Source organism: Novosphingobium sp. LASN5T (genome assembly GCF_003856955.1).
GTDB lineage: Bacteria > Pseudomonadota > Alphaproteobacteria > Sphingomonadales > Sphingomonadaceae > Novosphingobium.
Genome location: NZ_RQSI01000001.1, coordinates 414,715 through 433,874, shown reverse-complemented (window position 1 = coordinate 433,874; position 19,160 = coordinate 414,715). Strand labels below are relative to the sequence as shown.

Below are 19,160 nucleotides of genomic sequence, written 5' to 3'. Positions count from 1 at the left end.
AACAAGGCTGGAGAAACAGAATGAGCAGCAATTCCGCAACGGCGGGGAAGTGTCCCGTCATGCATGGGGGCCTGACCAGCACGTCGGCCTCCGTCACGAGCTGGTGGCCCGAAACGCTCAACCTCGACATCCTGCACCAGCACGACAGCAAGACCAATCCGCTGGGCAAGGGCTTCCGCTATCACGAGGCGCTGAAGTCGCTCGATTTCGAGGCGCTCAAGCAGGACATGCGCGCGCTGATGACCGACAGCCAGGAATGGTGGCCGGCGGACTGGGGCCATTACGGCGGCTTGATGATCCGCCTGTCGTGGCATTCGGCCGGCAGCTATCGCACGGCGGACGGGCGCGGCGGTGGCGGCACCGGCAACCAGCGCTTCGCGCCGCTCAATTCCTGGCCTGACAACGTCAGCCTCGACAAGGCACGCCGCCTGTTGTGGCCGATCAAGAAGAAGTACGGCAACAAGGTGAGCTGGGCCGACCTGATCGTGCTGGCAGGCACCATCGCCTACGAGACCATGGGGCTGAAGACCTTTGGTTTCGGGTTTGGTCGCGAGGACATCTGGCATCCCGAAAAGGACGTCTATTGGGGCGCCGAGAAGGAATGGCTGGCCCCGTCGGACGAACGCTATGGCGATGTCGCCACGCCTTCGACGATGGAAAACCCTCTCGCGGCCGTGCAGATGGGCCTGATCTACGTCAATCCGGAAGGCGTGAACGGCCAGCCCGATCCGCTGAAGACCGCCGCGCAGATTCGCGAAACCTTCGCCCGCATGGCGATGGATGACGAGGAAACCGTGGCGCTGACGGCAGGCGGCCACACCGTGGGCAAGGCGCACGGCAATGGCGATGCCAGCCGGCTTGGCCCCGAACCCGAAGCCTCACCGGTGGAGCAGCAGGGCCTTGGCTGGGCCAATCCCGGCGGCAAGGGCATAGGCCGCGATACGATCACCAGCGGCATCGAGGGGGCATGGACCACGCATCCCACGCGGTGGGACAACGGCTATTTCCAGATGCTGTTCAACCACGACTGGGAACTGCGCAAGAGCCCGGCCGGCGCCTGGCAGTGGGAACCCGTCAGCATCCGCGAGGAAGATCGTCCGGCCGACGTGGAGGACCCGTCGATCCGCACCAATCCGATGATGACCGACGCCGACATGGCGATGATCAAGGACCCGGTCTACCGCGCGATTTCCGAACGGTTCCGCGACGATCAGGCCTATTTCTCCGAGGTCTTCGCGCGCGCCTGGTTCAAGCTCACGCACCGCGACATGGGGCCGAAGGTGCGCTACCACGGACCCGACGTACCGGCCGAGGACCTGATCTGGCAGGACCCGGTGCCCGCCGGCAGCACCGGCTGGGACATCGCCGCGGCAAAGGCCAGGATCGCGGCGAGCGGACTGTCGATCAGCGATCTCGTGGCGACCGCGTGGGACAGCGCGCGGACCTATCGCGGGTCCGACATGCGCGGCGGCGCCAACGGCGCGCGCCTCCGCCTGGCCCCGCAGAAGGACTGGGAAGGCAACGAGCCGGCCCGGCTGGCGCGCGTGCTGGCGGTGCTGGAACCGATCGCGGCGGATGTTGGCGCCAGCGTGGCGGACATCATCGTGCTGGCCGGCAATGTCGGTGTGGAACAGGCCGCCAAGGCTGCCGGCATCGAGGCGACCGTGCCGTTCGCACCGGGGCGGGGCGATGCCACCGACGCGCAGACCGACGCTCACAGCTTCGCGCCGCTGGAGCCGATCCACGATGGCTATCGCAACTGGCTGAAGCAGGACTACGCGGTCAGCCCGGCGGAGCTGATGCTGGATCGCACGCAGCTGATGGGGCTTACTGCGCCGGAAATGACCGTGCTGGTCGGCGGGCTTCGCGTGCTCGGTGCCAATCACGGCGGAACCAAGCATGGTGTGCTGACCGCCCGCGAAGGCGCGCTGACCACCGACTTCTTCGTGAACCTGACCGACATGGCCAACACCTGGAAGCCGGCCGGCAACGGCCTCTTCGAAATCCGTGATCGGAAGACGGGCGCGGTGAAGTGGACCGCCACGGCATTGGACCTGACGTTCGGTTCCAACTCGATCCTCAGGGCCTATGCCGAAGTCTATGCGCAGGATGATGCCCACGGGAAGTTCGTGGCCGATTTCATCGCCGCCTGGACCAAGGTGATGAACGCCGACCGCTTCGATCTCGCCTGACAGGGATCGAACGGCCAAAACAAGCGCGCCGCCTGCGGGGTTCCGTGGGCGGCGTGTTTCGTTGTGCGTTGTTGTTGGAAATATTGGTCGGCCTTCGTGCGATCCTATAGAACTTTGTGTCAAGCTCCTAGCGCGGAACTTGCCGTAAGATTTGAGGAAATCCGAAGGGATGAGCACGGTTGGCTTGCTGCAGAGTAGGCGCTTCAATTCCTACGGGTGCTGAACCTAATTTCAAGGGATTATAGGGGATTGGAGGGGAGGGAAATGGCGGAATCACGTGTTTCCCTCTCCCGCACAATCTCCCTGAATCCCACCATGCTCCCACGGATGCTCCCACAGCCGATCCAGACGCAACTGGCTCGAATGACTGAAGTTGGGGACCCTTTTCGACTATCCGGATTCAGCGGGCAGTTTGGTTTGGGCGGACCTTAAAATACAAATCGCTGTAAAGCCGCTGGCGACCAGAGCAGGCGGTTTCCCAAACTACGGCCAATTCGCTATGAAGCACAGCGGCTCTGCGCTTCTGCCGGAACTCTCCGTTCCCCTTCCACCGAGTGGTCTGGCAGGAGCGCGCGCCGAGGAACGGCCTCGGCGCTCGAGTTGTCTTGACCAGAAGTCCTACAGATGGAAACATAGGGGGAACGATGGGGATTTTCGTCGATGTGGTCTGACAACGAAACGTTACGTGACCTAGTAAATTTCTCACATGTAGCCGAAATCGCGGCCGAGCGAATAATCGGCGCGAAGGGGGAGCCGATTTCTCTCGGAATTTCCGGAGATTGGGGCGTCGGAAAATCCTCGATGATGAAGCTCCTGCGCACATCACTCGGAGCGCGCGAAGACGTCGATATACGCTTCGTTGAATTCAACGCGTGGCTCTACCAGAGTTACGACGACGCCCGTGCCGCGCTTATGGAGACAATCACGGCAACGGTCGTCGAACAGGCGGTTGAGAAAAAAGACACTCTCTCCGCCACGGCGCGCAAGCGAGCAGCTAGTCTGTTCAGCCGCGTGAAGAAGCTACGTTTGCTGGGGATCGCCGGCTCTGCACTGTTCGACTACGTGACCCAAGGGCAGGTCACGCCGTGGGTAGCAGGCGGAATGGCCGCCATGGGCGGTTTGTTCGACGGCGACGTGACTGGCGATGACCTCAAGAAGGTGAAGGAGCTCGCCGTTGAGGGAGTGAAGAAGGGCGAGGAGTTCCTCGACGAGAAGAAGTCGGAGGAGAAGGTTGAGACCAACACGGCTGAGACGGAAACGCCGCGCAAGGCGATTCAGGCCTTCCGGGACGATCTCGAGGCCACGCTCGCCGAACTAAACATCACGTTGGTGGTGCTGATCGACGATCTGGACCGCTGCCTTCCCAAGACGGCGATCGCGACGCTTGAGGCGATGCGACTCTTTCTCTTCCTCAAGCACACCGCCTTCGTGATCGCTGCTGACGAGGGCATGATCCGTCAGGCCGTGCGGACGCACTTCGAAGACGTGGCGCTAAACGACGACCTGGTGACTAATTATTTCGACAAGCTGATCCAGTTGCCCATCCGCGTGCCTCCGCTCGGAACGCACGAGGTCCGCGCCTATCTCATGATGCTCTTCATCGACGACGAGGCCTCGCTCGACGCCGGGCAGAAGGAGGCCATCCGCATCGCGGTCTGCCAGCGCTTGGGCGAGACATGGAAAGGTGGGCGCGTCGACAAGGCCTTCGTGTCCGGTCTTGTACCCAATTGCCCCTCGGGCCTGCTAAACAGGCTGGCGCTCGCCGAGCGCATCGCGCCGACCCTCACCACGTCGCCGAACGTCCGGGGTAATCCCCGTCTGATCAAACGCTTCTTAAATACGCTCTCCATGCGAACGTCCATGTCTCGTATTCAAAAGGTCACGGTGGACGAGGAGGTGCTCGTCAAGCTGCTGCTCTTCGAACGCTGTGGTGACAAAGACGCCTATGCCGAGATGCTGCGGGCGGTGAACGAATCCGAAGACGGGCATGCAGAGTTCCTCGCAGACATGGAGGCGCGGAGCCGCGGCGACGAGACGAAGCCGCCTCTTGAGAAGCCGTGGAACGATGCCTTCCACGCCAACTGGCTCTCGCTTGATCCCGCCCTCGCTGGTCGCGACCTGCGTGGCGCCCTGTATGTGGGACGCGAAAGCCATCCCATCATCGCGCGCGCTGACGAGTTGTCGTCGGACGCGCTCGAGGTGCTCGAAATGCTGATGCGCATGAACTCGTCCAGCTCGACCGTCGATGCAGAGGTCGCCCGCCTCACCAATCCGGAGATCGGCCGTCTCACTGACAAGATACTGTCCAAGGCGAAACAGGAAACGGCTTGGGGGACGCCGACGATTCTGAACGCCATGCAGTCACTGGCCGGCGCGTCGCCCGGAGCGGAGGCGTCGGTGGTCGCCTTTCTCAGCGAGGTGCCCTCGAACCAGATCAAGGCGGGCATCGTCCCGCGCCTGAGCCAGACGGATTGGGGCAGGCGTGTGCTGACAGGCTTCCTTGCTCGCGGCGACCTAACCACTCAAACGCGCAAGGCGATCGCGGCCGCCGGAAAGACGAACTGATGGGCACTTCAGCATCGAGTCGCGGTCCAGGATCGGGGCCGGACGTTCCCATCGTCCCCCCTTGGGTAGACAATCCGCCGGCGACGCCTCGCCCGCAGCAACCTACTCCGCAGATTCCTCAAGGGCCTGCCCCGTCGCCGGGTTCGCAGCCGACGCCTCCAAGGCAGCCTCAACCTCAGCCATCGGAACCCCAGCCATCGCAACCTCAGCCGCCACAGGTTCCCCCTCAGCAGCCTGCGGCCCCTTCCACCCCCGGCCGTTGGCGCGGCGTCCGGACCTCCCTCGGCAAGTTCGCGGGCGGCGGTGCAGACCGCGGGCGGCATTTGCGTCGCGGACTCGCCCACTATTCGCGTAGCGGAATGGGAGGCAGTGGCAATGCCGCCCGCAGGCTTGGCGGATCGTCCAGCGCGGCCAGCTCGCTCCACAACGCACTGACCTCGCTGGCGAGCGGACAGCCGCTTCCACCGGAACTTGGTATCAATCCGCAGGCTCTGGCGGGTCTAACACCAGCCGAGATCGCGGACGTCCTAGTCGATGCGATAAAGCCGATCGACGGGACACAGGACGCCGAGGCCACACGCGATTCTGCCGCCCGCGCACTTTCTGACATCCTTGCCCAGAACAATGATCTCACCAACTTGTCGCCCGCCCAAGTAGACCAGGTGACCGCAGCCACGCTCGGCTATGATGTCGCTCATCGCATCGAGCTCGATGTCGGCAAGTCCATCATCGACAAGGCCCCGACCAAGGGCGAGGGCCTGGAGCGCCTGCAGGAGATGAAGGACTATGTCCGTGAGGTCGTTGCTGCCCAGTATGCTGCGGAGCGCGTGGCCAACGGTGCCATCGGTCGAGCGGTGATTGATCGTATATCCCGCGACGCCATCCAGCAGGCGTTCGAAGTCTTTGAGGAGGAGGGTGGACTATGACGAGCATTGCCTGCCTTCCACAGGATCTGTCGGATATTCCGGGCACCGACACTCGGTTCGACATCTACGCGAACTCCCGGATCAACGGGCGCGGTCGCGTTGGGGATCTCGTCCCCCGCCGCCTGCGAAAGCTCGGCCTCGCCCCGTCCGGGCAGGCATGGGACTTTGCCTCGTTCGCGATGGCCGTCGTAGCTGCCGACGAGGCGGTCTCGCGTGATCGGAGCCCCGATGGGTGGACGCGTCAGATCGAGCTGACTGTGGCCGTCGCGGCGCCCGACTTCTGGAACTCGCAGGTTGCCCGCCTCACGCAGGCCCTGCGCTTCCTATCCGGCGACATTTGGGAGGTTCGCTTCATTGGTGGCGGTGGCGCACCCGCCCCGCGGACTGGAGCCCGTCCGCGCCTCGAGGACATGGTCTGCCTGCTCTCCGGCGGCATGGACAGCCTCATCGGTGCGATTGACGTGGTCGGCGAGGGACTGAAGCCACTGCTGGTCAGTCAGATGGCGAAGGGCGACACGCAGGACCAGAAACTATTCGCCCAGAACATTGCGCCCAGTAGTCGCCACCTGCAGCTCAACCATCATGCTCGGCCGCCCCATGCGTCCGAACGGTCGCAGCGCGCTAGGTCGATCGCCTTCCTCGGCTTCGGCGTCCTTGCCGTCAGCTGTCTTCAACGACATGCGGACGGCGCGGTCGTCGAACTGCGAGTTCCGGAGAACGGCTTCATCAGCCAGAATGTGCCGCTGACCCCGCTGCGCACCGGATCCCTAAGCACTCGTACGACGCATCCATTCTTCCTGCGCCTCATTCAGGAGACGCTCGACGATGCCGGACTGCGCGTGCGGATCCACAATCCCTACGAACATCAGACTAAGGGTGAGATGCTGCGGGGGTGCACCGACCAGACCCTACTTGCACAACTGATCGATCGCTCGACGAGCTGCGGTCGATATTCCCGCACCGGCTTCCAGCATTGCGGGCGCTGCGTGCCATGCCAGGTCCGGCGCGGGGCCTATCTCGCTTGGGGACGTCCGGACACCACGCACCGCGGATACAAATATGGGCCGCTGGGCCAAAACGATGTGCGCCATGCACGCTTCGACGATGTACGCTCCGTGGCGATCGCGATCGAGACCGTCCGCCGCCGGGGATTGGACGCGCTCATCGGCGGCTCCATGAATAGGCAGTTGCTTGGCAATCCCGCCCCCTATCGGCAAGTGGTGCAGAATGGCATTGCTGAACTCGCCGCCCTGCACGCGAACATGAGAATCCCTTGATCGATTTCCACTGCCACATCGACCTGTATCCCGACCCGGCCAAGATTCTAGAGGAGGTCGATTCGCACAAGACCTATGTGTTGGCGGTTACGACGACGCCCAAGGCGTGGCGCGGAACGAGAAAGCTAGTCGGAGACCGAACGCGGGTGCGAGTGGCGCTCGGCCTGCATCCCGAGGTGGTGGCGCAGCGCCATGCTGAGGTCGCGCTTCTTTGCGCGCTTCTGCCTGAAACGCGATACGTCGGTGAGATCGGCCTCGACGGCAGCCCCGCGCACCGGGATGCGATGGGGATCCAGCGCGAGGTCTTCGGACAGATCCTAGACGCATGCTCGGACCAAGGCGGACGGATAATGACGATCCATTCGCGGAGCGCAGCGACGCTCGTCCTCGACGCGCTGGAACTTCATCCGCGCGCCGGGGTGCCGATCCTGCACTGGTTTAGCGGCACCGCTCGCGAACTCGATCGTGCGATTGCTTTGGGATGTTGGTTCTCAATTGGGCCTGCGATGCTGAGGTCCCGCAAGGGGCGCGAACTTGCATCCTTGATGCCACTGGATCGCCTGCTCACCGAGACCGATGCGCCTTTCGCACGGGACGGGGACCAGCCTTTGATGCCATGGCAAGCCTATGACTGCCTTGCTGAAATGGGCACATTGACCGGCATAGACTCACTGGTGCTCGCCCGGCGGATCAGAGAAAATCTAAGGAATCTGCCGACGGCACTTCAAGCTAGGATAGCTGCGTGAGGACTACGTGAAACGGGTGACGTGGAAGCGAAGAGGGGCAGGGAAGTCGATATTCGGGAGTTCCTATGCCCACAAAATTCCGCACCTACCAAGGCCTTGATCTAGACGCTGAGGCCGCCGATCTCGTCAAACGCCTTGGCGGGGTTTGGTCGCCAGATGGGGCGATGTGCCGATGCCCCGCACATGACGACCGCACACCGAGCCTGTCGGTTCGCATCGGTGAGAAGGCACTGCTCTTCAAGTGCTTTGCCGGGTGTGACACCGTCGATGTCATCCGCGCGATACGCCGGAAGGGTGGCGGCATTCCGCTGATTGCGGGGCGAGTGGTTTTGCGCTCTGCCGCGCCGACTAGCCCGACCTGGCTCCGGCAACGTGCTCTGGATTTGTGGGACAATGCGTGGCCGATCGCAGGAACCCTCGCGGAACAATACCTGGTCCGGCGCTCGGTCGACCTGTTTCCGCCATCGCTGCGCTTCCACTCCCGCACCCCGCTGGGCCGAGGTAAGCAAGCGGTTTTCCGCTCCGCCATGATCGCCGCACTCCATGAAAGTCGAAATCTGGTCGCGCTTCAACGCACGTTTCTCGACCCTGGGTATCCTCGCCGCGCTCGCGATCTCGCCAATCCCCGCCGAATGCTGGGGCGCCCTGGCGGCGGTGCAGTCGTCCTTGCCCCGGCATCCGATACGCTGGGCCTCGCCGAAGGCATTGAAACCGCCCTCTCGGCGATCATGCTCCTCGACATCCCAGTCTGGGCAACGCTCGGCAGCGAAAGGCTCGCGCACATTGCGATTCCGGAAAGCGTCACCCGCCTGATCCTGCTGCCCGACAACGACCGAAGCGGACGGATCGGTGCGGCAAAGGCAATGAATGCTTACGCCATGCCAGGCCGGACCATTGAGACAATCTGGCCGCCCCAGGGCTTCAACGACTGGAATGACGTGCTGCGGGCAAAAGGGAAGGGGGGCGGAGACTGGATGCGGCAAGCGGCCTGAATGGTCAGGCATCGTCCGCCAGGAGAATATCCATGTCCCAGTCCATAATCAGTGTACCGGCGGACAAGCTCGCGAAGTCGCCGAGCAACGTGCGCAAGTCCAGCGACCCCGAAGCCGACGCTCAACTCGAAGCCAGTATCGTTGCGCACGGCGTGCTGCAGAACCTCATCGGGCTGCCGGTTGCGCGCAAGAAGGGCCAGTATCGCATCACCGCTGGTGGTCGCCGCCTTGATGCCGTCCACCGCGCAATCGAAAAGGGCGATCTCCCGATCGACTATGAACTGCCGGTCAAGGTTCTTGCCGACGCCAACGACGCGGTCGAGATCAGCCTGTCGGAGAACTTCTTCAAACTGGCGATGAATCCGGCGGATGCGTGCCGCGCGTTCCAGGACATCATCCAGACCGAGAGCAAAACGCCTGCCGATATCGCCAAACGGTTCGGGCTGACCGAACGCTTCGTGCACGGCCGCCTGCGGCTGGCCAATTTGGCCGAACCGGTGTTCGAGGCGCTGCGCGAGGGTGAGATCACGCTCGATATCGCCATGGCCTACGCCAGTACGTCGGACACGGCGCGGCAGGCGTCGGTGTTCGAGCAACTCGGGCAGGGCTATTACCGCGCGAATGTCGGCGAAATCCGGCGCCAACTCGCTTGCGGGGGCTATCGCGGCAGCGACCCCAAGGCGCTGCTGGTCGGCCGCGACGCCTATGTCTCTGCGGGTGGCCGGATCGACGCCGATCTCTTCTCTGATGATGCCACCGAGATGTGGATCGACGGCGATATCCTCGATCACCTTGCCGAAGAACATCTCGCGGCCGCCGCTGAAGCGTTGCGCCAGCGTGAGGGCTATGCCCAAATCCGCACGGTGGTCTCGTCGCACATCCCCTACACCGAGACTTATGGCCTCAGGCAGGTGCAGGGCGAACGGCCGCCGCTCACCGATGAGGAAGAAGCGCGCTGCGAGGCGATCCAGATCGAACTTGAAGCGATCGAAGGGGCTGCCTCTTGCGAGGATGCCGAGGGTTACACCGAGGACGACGAAGCCCGGGCCCGCGCGCTTGAGGCCGAGTACGATACGATCCAATCGCGCGCGCCGGTGCTCACCGACGAGCAGAAGGCTTCGGCGCTCGCCTATGTCGTGATCGGCCGGGATGGTCAGCCCCGCATCCACGAGCAACTCTACGTCGCACCCGTGGATACCACCAACGAGGATGGTGATGAAGGCGAAGGTGACGGTGAGGGCGGCGGTGATGACCTCGACAATGCCGATGAGACCGATGGCCCGACCAGACCTGTGGTCAGCCAGCGCCTCGCTGACGAACTGGCGATGATGAAGACCGAATTGCTCAGCGTCCACGTCGCAAGCGATCCGCGGTTTGCGCTCGACGTCGGCACTTTCATCATGGCTGATGCCGCGACCCGGCAATTCGGGAGCATGGATCTCGCCAGCGAATTGCGTGCCCGGTCGCCGTCCCCGCGCGTCACCAATTTCGAGAGCGGAACGCTGGCAGCCGAGGAATGGGCAAAGCTCGATAGCGGCCTCGACCGTAGCTGGATCGACCACGACGACGTCCGCGACCGTTACGATGCGTTCTGTGCGCTCACCGACGACGCGCGGGCCGCGTGGCTGGGCTGGGCCGTCGCGCGTACATTCGATGCCGTGCCCGCCGGCAAGACCGGCAGTGCATTCATCGATCATCTCGGTGCCAAGCTGATAGTCGATGTCGCAGCCTGGTGGCGGCCGAGCGCGAAGAACTACTTCGACCGGATCACCAAGCCTGCGATCCTCGATCTGTTCGAGGCGGTCGGTGGCAGCGAATTGCGGCACCGCTATGGGGCATCGAAGAAGCACGATCTCGCTGCTTCTGCCGAGAAGCTGTTCGCCGGCGACATCCTCGTCGAGGCCGAGACCAAGGAACGGGCGCTGAACTGGCTGCCCGACGCGATGCGGTTCGTCCCTGTCGATGACCCGGCCGAGGCGCCGGGCAAAGGCGTCGGCGAGGGCGATGGTGATGACGACAATGCGGCAATCGACATGACGGGCGAGGCCGATGCCGAACCCGCAATCGATGGTCACGGTGACGACGGCGACGAGGTCCTCGCAGCCGCTGCCTGACGCGCAATCGCTCTCTCTTGACGGGGCCGCGGCGACACCAGCCGTGGCCCCGTTTTCATGTGCCCGCCCCATCGGAGGCGAGGGGGAGGGTGGTTTGTCGATGGGCGGATTGGCCGCCCGATTGGCCGAGGATCACGCGCAATGAACATGCCGCTTCTGAAACTGGACGACCCGCTGTTCGACCCCGGTGCCAGCAAAGCCGAAAAGCTGTATTCGGTGGCAACGAACCTGGCCGATACGCTTGCCCGTTCGGGTACCGTCACCCGCCAATTTCTTACCAGGCTGATGACCGAGGTTTTCGGTGCGTCGGATGCCGATGGCGCCTGGTCGATGCGCGATGCCTATGACGCGCTCGAAACGGCGCAAGTGCTGCTGCTCGGCCGCGATGGCTGGCAGGTCGCGCGGTACGACGATGCCGATCGCCTGTTCGCGGCATTGCTCGCATTCCAGAATGCACTGCCGACGCAGACCTATCGTTCCGAGCGTCAAGTCGATCTCCAACAGTTCAGCACTCCGCTCGCACTCGCCTGGCTGGCGGCACGTGCCGCGCAAATCACGCGTTTGGACCTCGTGCTCGAACCATCTGCTGGAACCGGCATGCTCGCCGCCCATGCGATGAAGGTCGGCGCCGGCGTGTTGCTCAACGAGCGCGATGATCAGCGTGCCGCGCTGCTCGCCCCGGCGCTGCGAGACGACGTCACCCGCCACGATGGCGAATTCATCCACGAGAAGCTGGGGCAAGGATCGCGGCCGAGCGTCGTCCTGATCAACCCGCCCTTCAGTCGCAGCGAGGGACGTGGCCGTGATCGGCACGCCGGCGCCCGGCATTTGCGATCGGCGCTGCTTCGGCTCGCCCCCGGCGGACGCTGCGTCGCGATCATGCCGCCCAACTTCGCCAGCGATGGCAGCGCGGCTGCGGGTTACGCCGCGGTCGCCGAGGTCGTATGCCCGCGCGCCGAGATCACGATCCTCGGCAGCCCTTATGCCAAGCATGGCACAAGCATCGCCGTCCGGCTGATCGTCTATGACAAGGGTTGGGCCGGCACGACGGCACGCCACACCGTCCATGGTATCGAGGCCGCGCTTTCGATCGTGCTCAACTTGCCGCCGCGCCTCGATCCCTCGAAATCGCCGCCCCCGGCGCCGACTATCGCCATGCCGGTGCCGCGGGCCAATCGTGCGGTGTCCGCGCCGTCGCTCTTTGCCGGTGTCGCGGGATCGCGCCTCGCCGCGCCGCCGCGCCCGAGCCGCATCGACGATGAACCACAGCTGCTCAGCTACCGTGTCTTCGACACCCCGGCGCCGGCAGGCGATCCCGTCGGCATCTATGTGCCCTGGCGGCTGAGCCGAATTGCTATCGGCGAGGCCGTGCCGCATCCCGATCAGCTGGTTGAGTCGGTGGCGATGGCATCGGTGTTGCCGCCCGCGCCGAGCTATCGGCCGATGCTGCAACGACGCGCGGTTGCGGCCTTGTCCGATGCCCAGCTCGAAACCGTGATCCACGCTGGAGAGGCCTTCGAGCGCGACTTGCCCGGTGCCTATCTCCCCAACGACGCGGGCGACCAACTCACCGAAGCGGCGGGCGGTCACGTCTGTCGCACGGGTTATTTCATTGGCGACGGCACCGGCGTCGGCAAGGGGCGCGAGGTCGCGGCCTGCATCCTCGACCAGTGGAACCGGAGCCGGCGCAAGGCGGTGTGGATCTCGGTCAGTTCTGGCCTGATTGAGGATGCCCGCCGCGACTGGTCGGCGCTCGGCGGACTTCCCATCGACATCCAGCCGCTCGATGCGTTCCCGCTCGGCCGGAAGATCGCGATGGACAGCGGCATCCTGTTCCTGACCTACGCGACGCTGCGTTCATCCAGGCACGATGAGGCCTCGCGCCTCCAGCAGATACGCGCCTGGCTTGGTGACGATTTCGAGGGGATGCTGGTGTTTGACGAGGCCCATGCATTGGCCAACGCGGCCGGCACCGAAACTGAATTCGGCGCGGCGCGCGGATCGGAACAGGGGCTCGCGGGCGTGCGGTTGCAACATGCGCTCCCGCGCGCACGAGTGCTCTACGTTTCCGCGACCGGCGCCACCGATCCCGCCAACCTGTGCTATGTCGCGCGTCTTGGCCTCTGGGGGAGCGGCACCGCCTTTCGCGACCGCGGCGCGTTCATGGCGGCAATGACCGATGGCGGTATCGCGGCCATGGAGATCGTGGCCCGGGATTTGAAGGCACTCGGGCTCTACACCGCCCGCGCGCTGAGCTTTGTCGGCGTCGAATACGAGGCTCTCGAACACATGCTGACCCCCGACCAGATCGGCATCTACGACACCTATTGTTCGGCGTGGTCGGTAATCCACGGGCACCTGGATGAAGCACTCAAGTCGGCGAATATCATCGACCGAATGTCGGGCGAGACGCTCAATGCTCAGGCCAAGGGATCGGCGCTGTCGAGGTTCGAAAGCTCGAAATTGCGGTTCTATTCACAGGTGTTGATGTCGATGAAGATGCCGAGCCTGATCCGATCGATCGAGGCGGAAGTGGCGGCGGGGAATGCCGCGATCGTGCAACTGGTGACCACCGGCGGCGCGGTCCTCGATCGCAGGCTTGCCGATCTGTCGCCGCAGGAACGGGCGCAACTGCTGGTCGATACCTCGCCGCTCGACGGGCTTGTCGACTACCTCAAGACCGCCTTTCCGACCCGGCAGATGCGCGCGTTCCGGGCGAGTGACGGCTCGATGCGTTCGGAGATGATGGTCGGCGATGATGGCGAGCCGATCCTTTGCCAGGAGGCGCTGGCCGCGCGCGACGCGCTCATCGAACAAATCTGCGGATTGCCGCCGATCCCGGCCGCCCTGGACGCACTGATCGCGCACTTCGGCAGCGACAAGGTCGCCGAGGTCACCGGTCGCACCAAGCGCATCGTGCTCGATGGCCACGAGAACCAGAAGCTGGAATCCCGCAGCCCCGGCGCGCGCAAGGCCGATAGCGATGATTTCATGGCGGGGCGCAAGGCGATCCTCGCGTTTTCGGACGCGGGCGGAACCGGGCGATCCTATCATGCCGATTTGAGCTGTGGCAGTGCGCATCGTCGCCGTATCCACTTCCTGCTCGAGCCGGGCTGGAAGGCGGCTACCGCGATCCAGGGGCTAGGCCGCAGCCACCGCACCAATCAGGCGAGCGCGCCGGTGTTCCGTCCGGTCACCACCGACTGCAAGGGCGAGCGCCGCTTCATCAGCACCATCGCGCGCCGGCTCGACAGCCTCGGCGCATTGACCCGCGGCCAGCGCCAGACCGGCGGGCAGAACCTGTTCGACCCCGCCGATAACTTGGAGAGCGATCTCGCGCGTGAGGCTCTGACGCAGTGGTATCACCTGCTCCATGCCGGCAAGCTCGCTAGCACCACACTGGCTGACTTCATGGCGATGACCGGACTCAAGCTGGTCGAAGAACAGGGCGGGGGGCTTATCGATCGGCTGCCACCGATCCAGCGCTGGCTCAATCGCATCCTTGCCCTGCGGATCGCGACGCAGAACGCGATCTTCGACGAGTACACCGGGCTCATCCAGGCCCGGATCGATGCGGCGCGCAAAGCGGGAACGCTCGATCTTGGCGTCGAGACCATCCGGGCGGAACGCATTGTCTCGCTGTCCGACCAAGTGCTGCGCACCGACCCGCTGACCGGTGCGGAAACCCGCCTGCAGCGCCTCGAACTCCACATGAAACCGCGCACCACCTCCTGGGGCCACCTCATGCAGCTGTGGCAAGGGAACGAGGATATCGCGTTCCTGAAGAACGGCAGGTCGGGCCGGGTGGCCTTGCGTGTCCCCTCGTGGTCGATCACCGACGATGAAGGCAGGCCCGTGCCGATGTGTCAGTTGGTGCGTCCCGCTGGCGCCGAACGGATGCCGGCGACGGCACTCCTTCACACCCATTGGCAGCCGATCGAACGCGAGGCTTTCCGCGCGCTGTGGGACGAGGAGGTCGCTACCGCTTCCGCTGCGCTCGACGTCGAGACAATCAGCCTTGCGACCGGCCTCCTGCTTCCTGTCTGGCACAAGCTGCCGGCCGATGACGTGCGCGTCTGGCGGATTGCCGACGGCAGCGGTGAGGCGCTGCTTGGCCGCATCGTCATGCCGGCGGCCGTCGAAAAGCTCGAATCCGAGTTCGGCCTTGCGGCATCGGTGCGCCTGACCCCGGCTGAACTGATCGCGGCGGCGCGCAGTAGTGACGGGGTCCCCGTGCCCGGCCTCGACGGCGTGCGGCTGCTGTCGGTCTTCGTCAACAACAGCCGGCGGCTCGAACTGCGTGGGCAGAATCCGCTCGACCGCGAATGGCTGAAGGCGTGCGGCTGCTTCGTCGAGGTGATCGCCTATTCGAGCAGAACCTTTGTTCCGATTGATCGCGCAGAGCAGGTCCTCGCGGCGATCGTGCACGGCTGACCGCGACCGCGCAGGGCAAGGAGGGAGGGTGGGGTGCCGGAGGGTGTCGCCGGATGGTCCGGTGATCATCCACGCGAAAGTCCCCGTCATGGCTCACGACCCCATCCTCGATCCGCTGTTCGTCGAGAGTTTCAACGCCGATCTCGAAGCGCTCGGCAGTCCGGCCCGTATTGCCAAAACCGACCTGTCGTCGTCAGCCGACATGTTCGAGTTGCTCGATGACGAAGGTCAGTTCGTCACGCTGTTTCCGGCCGAGGCCACGCCCGAAATCACTGCGGCGGCCTACCGCCTTTACGCGCAGGGTCTCCATCATGGCCTGCGCGCGGGCGAGGAACTCGCCTGGTCCAAGCTTCGCCACCTGATCGGCGTCGCTCCGACCGAGCGTTGAGCCCGCCCCAAGGCCCTCAACCAACCACCATTCCCACGAGGAGAACCATTATGGCTGACCGAGCCAGTGCATCGATCGTGATCGGCGGCACCCTTCGCCGCTCCGAAATCTCAGACCTTGTCGAAGCCATCGCCAGCGACGGCGGCCGCGCCGACTGGGAAGGCGAGCTGCTCGACGTCGCGTCAGTTCGTGACGGCGAGGCGCTCAAGGCTTGCGCCCATGAACTGGCCGGCGGCACGTTCGACTGGACCGAGCAGTTCTGCGAGGATCACGGTCTCGCTTATGCCCGCGATTCCGGGAGTTGCGGCGGGGCATTTGGACCCGAGCGCGTGGTCTTCACCGGCATCGGTGCCGCCATGCAATTCGACATGACCGAGAGCGACGAGATCGTTCTCGCCCGCACAATGATCCGCGAACTCGGCAGCATGGAGATGGTCGAGGCCTGGTTCACGCAGGCCGAGTTCACGCCGCCACCGTTCACGATCATCGAGGACGAGCCTGCCGGTGGCGAAATCAACGTCGCTCCTGTCGACGAGACGGCAGATGGCTGACAGCTATGTCCAGGGCAGTTTCGCCTTCACCTGTACCAACGCCGAAATGGCGCTGATCGAGGAGGCGTTTCAGGCGAGCTGCGACCTCGAAGCAGGTGGGACCCCGGCAGATCCGACGCCGGAGTTCCTGGTTGCCTTTCCGCCGGGCGATCCCGCGGATCCGTGGAGCGGTTTCCTCACGATCTTCTCCGATCCCGACTTTCCCGAATTCGGGGTGGAGTTCGAGGGCGGCAACTCGCTGGAACACCCCGATATCTCGACAATATGCTTCTACAGCACGACTGATTTCCAGCCCGACGCTCTCGCTCACCTGATCCAGCATTGCTGTCAGGACACACTGACAAAGGCTCCAATCGGATTTGAATGGGCCTGTTCATGTTCGAAACCCCGGATCGGCGAGTTCGGCGGTGGATGGTGCGCGGTCTTCGCCGACCGCATCGAAATCGAGTCTACCCGCGAGGCGCTCTCCCAAGCACTTGATGGTGGAATCCTCTGACCGCCGCCGCGTGCGGCTGACCCTCACTGCAATCAAAGGACCAGATCCATGATTTCTTCCACGACGGTGGAGGCGCCCTCGCGCCTTTACAGCGAAACCCAGCACGATGAGCGCGGCAATTTTCACTACCAGGGCGACCTTTATCGTCCCTCGGATGATCTCCCGATACTGTGTCAGCGGATCGGGCAACATCTCGCCAGCCAGTTTCCGAACATTCGCCTGGCGATCCGCAGTCAGCGCTTCGCCGGTGGCCGCAAGATCACGGCAGAGGTGCTTGATGCGCCTGAAGACCTGTCGCCCCGGGAGGCGCAGGAAGCCCTGATCATGAGGTTGCGCGATCAGGTCGAGCGCTTCGGCTTTTGCCGGACCAATCCGTTGCAGGACTACTGGAGCTGCTCGTTCTATTCCGAAATCATGATCGGACGGGCTTATTGGTCGGCGCTCGCTCGCCGGCGCGGCAGTGCCAATAAGGTCGACAGCCTGGTCACGCTGGCGAGCTTCAAACGCCGCCTGAAGCCCGGCGATGCCCTGACCTTGCTGCATGCTCCGTTCAACCACCGGGCGCTCGGTATCTCACGCAAGGTTGTCGAGGTGCGTTCGAAGGACTTCGTGTTCGAAGGACGCAGCTTCTGTGATTTTCCCAATGCCACCAGCTTCGCTTGTGATGGAAAACATGTGCGGATCGCGATGGGCCGTGAGGACGATCCCGATGCTCACCTGCTCTATGAGTGGAGCCCGGCAACACCTTGAACTCAGGCGTGAATAGTCGTTCCCAGATCGGTCCAAGTTTCTCGCGGTCACGGTCCAAATGGCGAAAGGAAGGGGGTGGGCGAGGGTGAGCACGGGACGCGGTGACGCGCCGGCTCGCCTTCATCCCATCTTCAAGGAGCAGTTTCATGGCCAGTCTCGCCCCCGTACTCGATCGTCCTGCCGCCGATCGGCCTGTCTCCGGCGGCTACAAGGTCGACATCTCGCGTGGTCACAATGTCAGCCGGGTTTCGTCCGAATGGTTCTCTCGTCCCGACGACGAGCGCTACCTGTCGCTGACCGACCTGCATGACAGCGTCCGCCGCCGCGCCGAGCGGGCAACGACACGTGTCGTCGAAAGCCGCGCGGTCCGCGTCGAGGCACGTAGCGAAAACCCGGAGCGATTGTCCTTGCTGGTTCCCGGCGAAGATCGTCCGATCGCACCGACGAACTGGTCGTTCGGCCAGCTCGCGAGCCTGGTGGGTGCGCCCGCTTCTTACTTGCGCACGCTTCCGGCCGCGCTCGCCGGCATCAACATGCAGCACGGCCTGCTTTCCCACCGCGGCGAGCAGGTCAAACTCCTCCAGACCGATGACGGCCGTACCGAACTGCGCGCGGTCACGGGCCCTGAATATGGGCGCATCTGGGACCACGAACTTGTCGCGGCGGTCATGCGGATCGCCGGGAACGGGGTCGGCGATACGCGATGGAAAGTCCCTGGCGTGCTCGACTGGGGCAGCATGGTATACAACCCCTATGTCGATGTCTCGACCGAGACGACCACGCTTTACGCGTCCGATCGCGACGTGTTCCTGTTCCTTGTCGATGACACGCATCCGATCGAGGCCGGCAAGCTCCCCAACGGCGAACCCGATCTCTACTTTCGCGGCTTCTACTGCTGGAACTCCGAGGTCGGTTCCAAGACGCTAGGAATCGCGACGTTCTACCTCCGCGCGGTGTGCATGAACCGCAACCTGTGGGGCGTCGAAAATTTCGAGGAGATCAACATCCGCCATTCGAAATTCGCCGCCAACCGCTTCGCCCACGAGGCGGCGCCGGCGCTCGAACACTTCGCGGATTCCTCACCGCGCAGTTTCGTAGACGGCATCCGGCAGGCGCGCGAACGCATCGTCGCCCGCAAGGACGAAGACCGCGAGGATTTCCTGCGCAAGCGCGGCTTCTCCAAGCCCGAGACCGGCAAGATCATCGCGACCGTGCTCGCCGAGGAGGGCCACCCGCCCGCGAGCCTCTACGATTTCGTGCAGGGCATTACTGCGCACGCCCGCAGCAAGGCCAACCAGGACACTCGCCTCGAGATCGAGGGCAAGGCTCGCAAGCTGCTCGAAAAGGTCAACTGAGCGCGGGCGAAACCGCGCTGCTTGCCGCCCGGCATCGCCGATGGTGGCAGGCAGCGCGGCGCGTTCCACTTGAAGGGGATATTGATGGAAATCGGGCGCTACCTCGTGCTCAGCACCGCGCATGTCTGCGTGAAGACCGCCGATCTGCTCGGAGGGTGGGCGCTTCTCGAACCGTCTGACCCGCCGGTTGCCGTGGCCTCGACGCGCTATGGCTGGTTCATCTCGACGCGCGAGGTCGAGGAACCCGATCGCCGGCAGATACCCGCTGATGTGCTTGGCGCCATGCGGTTAGGACGCGAGCAGGGCTGCGACTACCTGCTGTTTGATTGCGACGCCGGCACGATCCCCGGCCTGCCGCTGTTCCCCTGGTAGCC

14 protein-coding genes are annotated in these 19,160 nt (G+C 64.1%); all 14 read left to right on the top strand.

From position 1 onward, the window contains the following. Positions 1-20 precede the first annotated feature (20 nt). The 14 genes from katG (at position 21) to EH199_RS01995 (ending at position 19,158) form a co-directional block, all read left to right on the top strand. Complete coding sequence (gene katG / locus EH199_RS02060) at positions 21-2,192, top strand: catalase/peroxidase HPI (protein WP_124807590.1); 2,172 nt, start codon at positions 21-23, stop codon at positions 2,190-2,192. Positions 2,193-2,852: 660 nt separating this feature from the next. Next, positions 2,853-4,757 carry a P-loop NTPase fold protein gene (locus tag EH199_RS02055; protein ID WP_124807589.1) on the top strand — a complete coding sequence of 635 codons (1,905 nt, stop codon included), beginning with the start codon at positions 2,853-2,855 and terminating at the stop codon, positions 4,755-4,757. Between the two features lie 359 nt (positions 4,758-5,116). Next, a complete protein-coding gene (gene qatB, locus EH199_RS02050) occupies positions 5,117-5,683 on the top strand; it encodes a Qat anti-phage system associated protein QatB (RefSeq protein ID WP_124807588.1) in 567 nt (188 codons plus the stop codon). Then, positions 5,680-6,960 carry a Qat anti-phage system QueC-like protein QatC gene (gene qatC / locus EH199_RS02045; RefSeq protein ID WP_124807587.1) on the top strand — a complete coding sequence of 427 codons (1,281 nt, stop codon included), beginning with the start codon at positions 5,680-5,682 and terminating at the stop codon, positions 6,958-6,960. The genes qatB and qatC overlap by 4 nt, the downstream gene beginning before the upstream one ends. Then, on the top strand, positions 6,957-7,706 hold the full coding sequence (gene qatD / locus EH199_RS02040; protein ID WP_124807586.1) for a Qat anti-phage system TatD family nuclease QatD: 750 nt from the start codon (positions 6,957-6,959) through the stop codon (positions 7,704-7,706). Before qatC ends, qatD begins: the two co-directional genes overlap by 4 nt. Positions 7,707-7,771: 65 nt before the next feature. Continuing rightward, a complete protein-coding gene (locus tag EH199_RS02035; protein ID WP_124807585.1) occupies positions 7,772-8,698 on the top strand; it encodes a toprim domain-containing protein in 927 nt (308 codons plus the stop codon). 32 nt (positions 8,699-8,730) lie between these two features. Continuing rightward, complete coding sequence (locus EH199_RS02030; protein WP_124807584.1) at positions 8,731-10,812, top strand: ParB/RepB/Spo0J family partition protein; 2,082 nt, start codon at positions 8,731-8,733, stop codon at positions 10,810-10,812. 141 nt (positions 10,813-10,953) lie between these two features. Next, positions 10,954-15,246 carry a strawberry notch family protein gene (locus EH199_RS02025; RefSeq protein WP_124807583.1) on the top strand — a complete coding sequence of 1,431 codons (4,293 nt, stop codon included), beginning with the start codon at positions 10,954-10,956 and terminating at the stop codon, positions 15,244-15,246. 61 nt (positions 15,247-15,307) lie between these two features. Then, positions 15,308-15,634, top strand: a complete 327-nt coding sequence (locus tag EH199_RS02020) for a hypothetical protein (protein ID WP_223806419.1) — start codon at positions 15,308-15,310, stop codon at positions 15,632-15,634. Between the two features lie 50 nt (positions 15,635-15,684). Then, on the top strand, positions 15,685-16,185 hold the full coding sequence (locus EH199_RS02015; RefSeq protein WP_124807582.1) for a hypothetical protein: 501 nt from the start codon (positions 15,685-15,687) through the stop codon (positions 16,183-16,185). Further along, positions 16,178-16,681 carry a hypothetical protein gene (locus EH199_RS02010; RefSeq protein WP_124807581.1) on the top strand — a complete coding sequence of 168 codons (504 nt, stop codon included), beginning with the start codon at positions 16,178-16,180 and terminating at the stop codon, positions 16,679-16,681. Before EH199_RS02015 ends, EH199_RS02010 begins: the two co-directional genes overlap by 8 nt. Before the next feature lie 48 nt (positions 16,682-16,729). After that, on the top strand, positions 16,730-17,431 hold the full coding sequence (locus tag EH199_RS02005) for a hypothetical protein (RefSeq protein ID WP_124807580.1): 702 nt from the start codon (positions 16,730-16,732) through the stop codon (positions 17,429-17,431). 146 nt (positions 17,432-17,577) lie between these two features. Continuing rightward, entirely contained in the window at positions 17,578-18,786 is a 1,209-nt protein-coding gene (locus tag EH199_RS02000) for a DUF932 domain-containing protein (RefSeq protein ID WP_124807579.1), read from the top strand. Positions 18,787-18,870: 84 nt separating this feature from the next. Beyond that, positions 18,871-19,158, top strand: a complete 288-nt coding sequence (locus EH199_RS01995; RefSeq protein ID WP_124807578.1) for a hypothetical protein — start codon at positions 18,871-18,873, stop codon at positions 19,156-19,158. The last annotated feature ends 2 nt before the right edge of the window (positions 19,159-19,160 follow it).

What these genes read in the sequence shown, in the direction of transcription:
- EH199_RS02035 (WP_124807585.1), top strand. Translation starts at nt 7,772, where the DNA reads ATGCCCACAAAATTCCGCACCTACCAAGGCCTTGATCTAGACGCTGAG.
- EH199_RS01995 (WP_124807578.1), top strand. Translation starts at nt 18,871, where the DNA reads ATGGAAATCGGGCGCTACCTCGTGCTCAGCACCGCGCATGTCTGCGTG.
- EH199_RS02005 (WP_124807580.1), top strand. Translation starts at nt 16,730, where the DNA reads ATGATTTCTTCCACGACGGTGGAGGCGCCCTCGCGCCTTTACAGCGAA.
- EH199_RS02025 (WP_124807583.1), top strand. Translation starts at nt 10,954, where the DNA reads ATGAACATGCCGCTTCTGAAACTGGACGACCCGCTGTTCGACCCCGGT.
- qatC (WP_124807587.1), top strand. Translation starts at nt 5,680, where the DNA reads ATGACGAGCATTGCCTGCCTTCCACAGGATCTGTCGGATATTCCGGGC.
- EH199_RS02055 (WP_124807589.1), top strand. Translation starts at nt 2,853, where the DNA reads ATGTGGTCTGACAACGAAACGTTACGTGACCTAGTAAATTTCTCACAT.
- qatB (WP_124807588.1), top strand. Translation starts at nt 5,117, where the DNA reads ATGGGAGGCAGTGGCAATGCCGCCCGCAGGCTTGGCGGATCGTCCAGC.
- EH199_RS02030 (WP_124807584.1), top strand. Translation starts at nt 8,731, where the DNA reads ATGTCCCAGTCCATAATCAGTGTACCGGCGGACAAGCTCGCGAAGTCG.
- EH199_RS02010 (WP_124807581.1), top strand. Translation starts at nt 16,178, where the DNA reads ATGGCTGACAGCTATGTCCAGGGCAGTTTCGCCTTCACCTGTACCAAC.
- EH199_RS02000 (WP_124807579.1), top strand. Translation starts at nt 17,578, where the DNA reads ATGGCCAGTCTCGCCCCCGTACTCGATCGTCCTGCCGCCGATCGGCCT.
- EH199_RS02015 (WP_124807582.1), top strand. Translation starts at nt 15,685, where the DNA reads ATGGCTGACCGAGCCAGTGCATCGATCGTGATCGGCGGCACCCTTCGC.
- katG (WP_124807590.1), top strand. Translation starts at nt 21, where the DNA reads ATGAGCAGCAATTCCGCAACGGCGGGGAAGTGTCCCGTCATGCATGGG.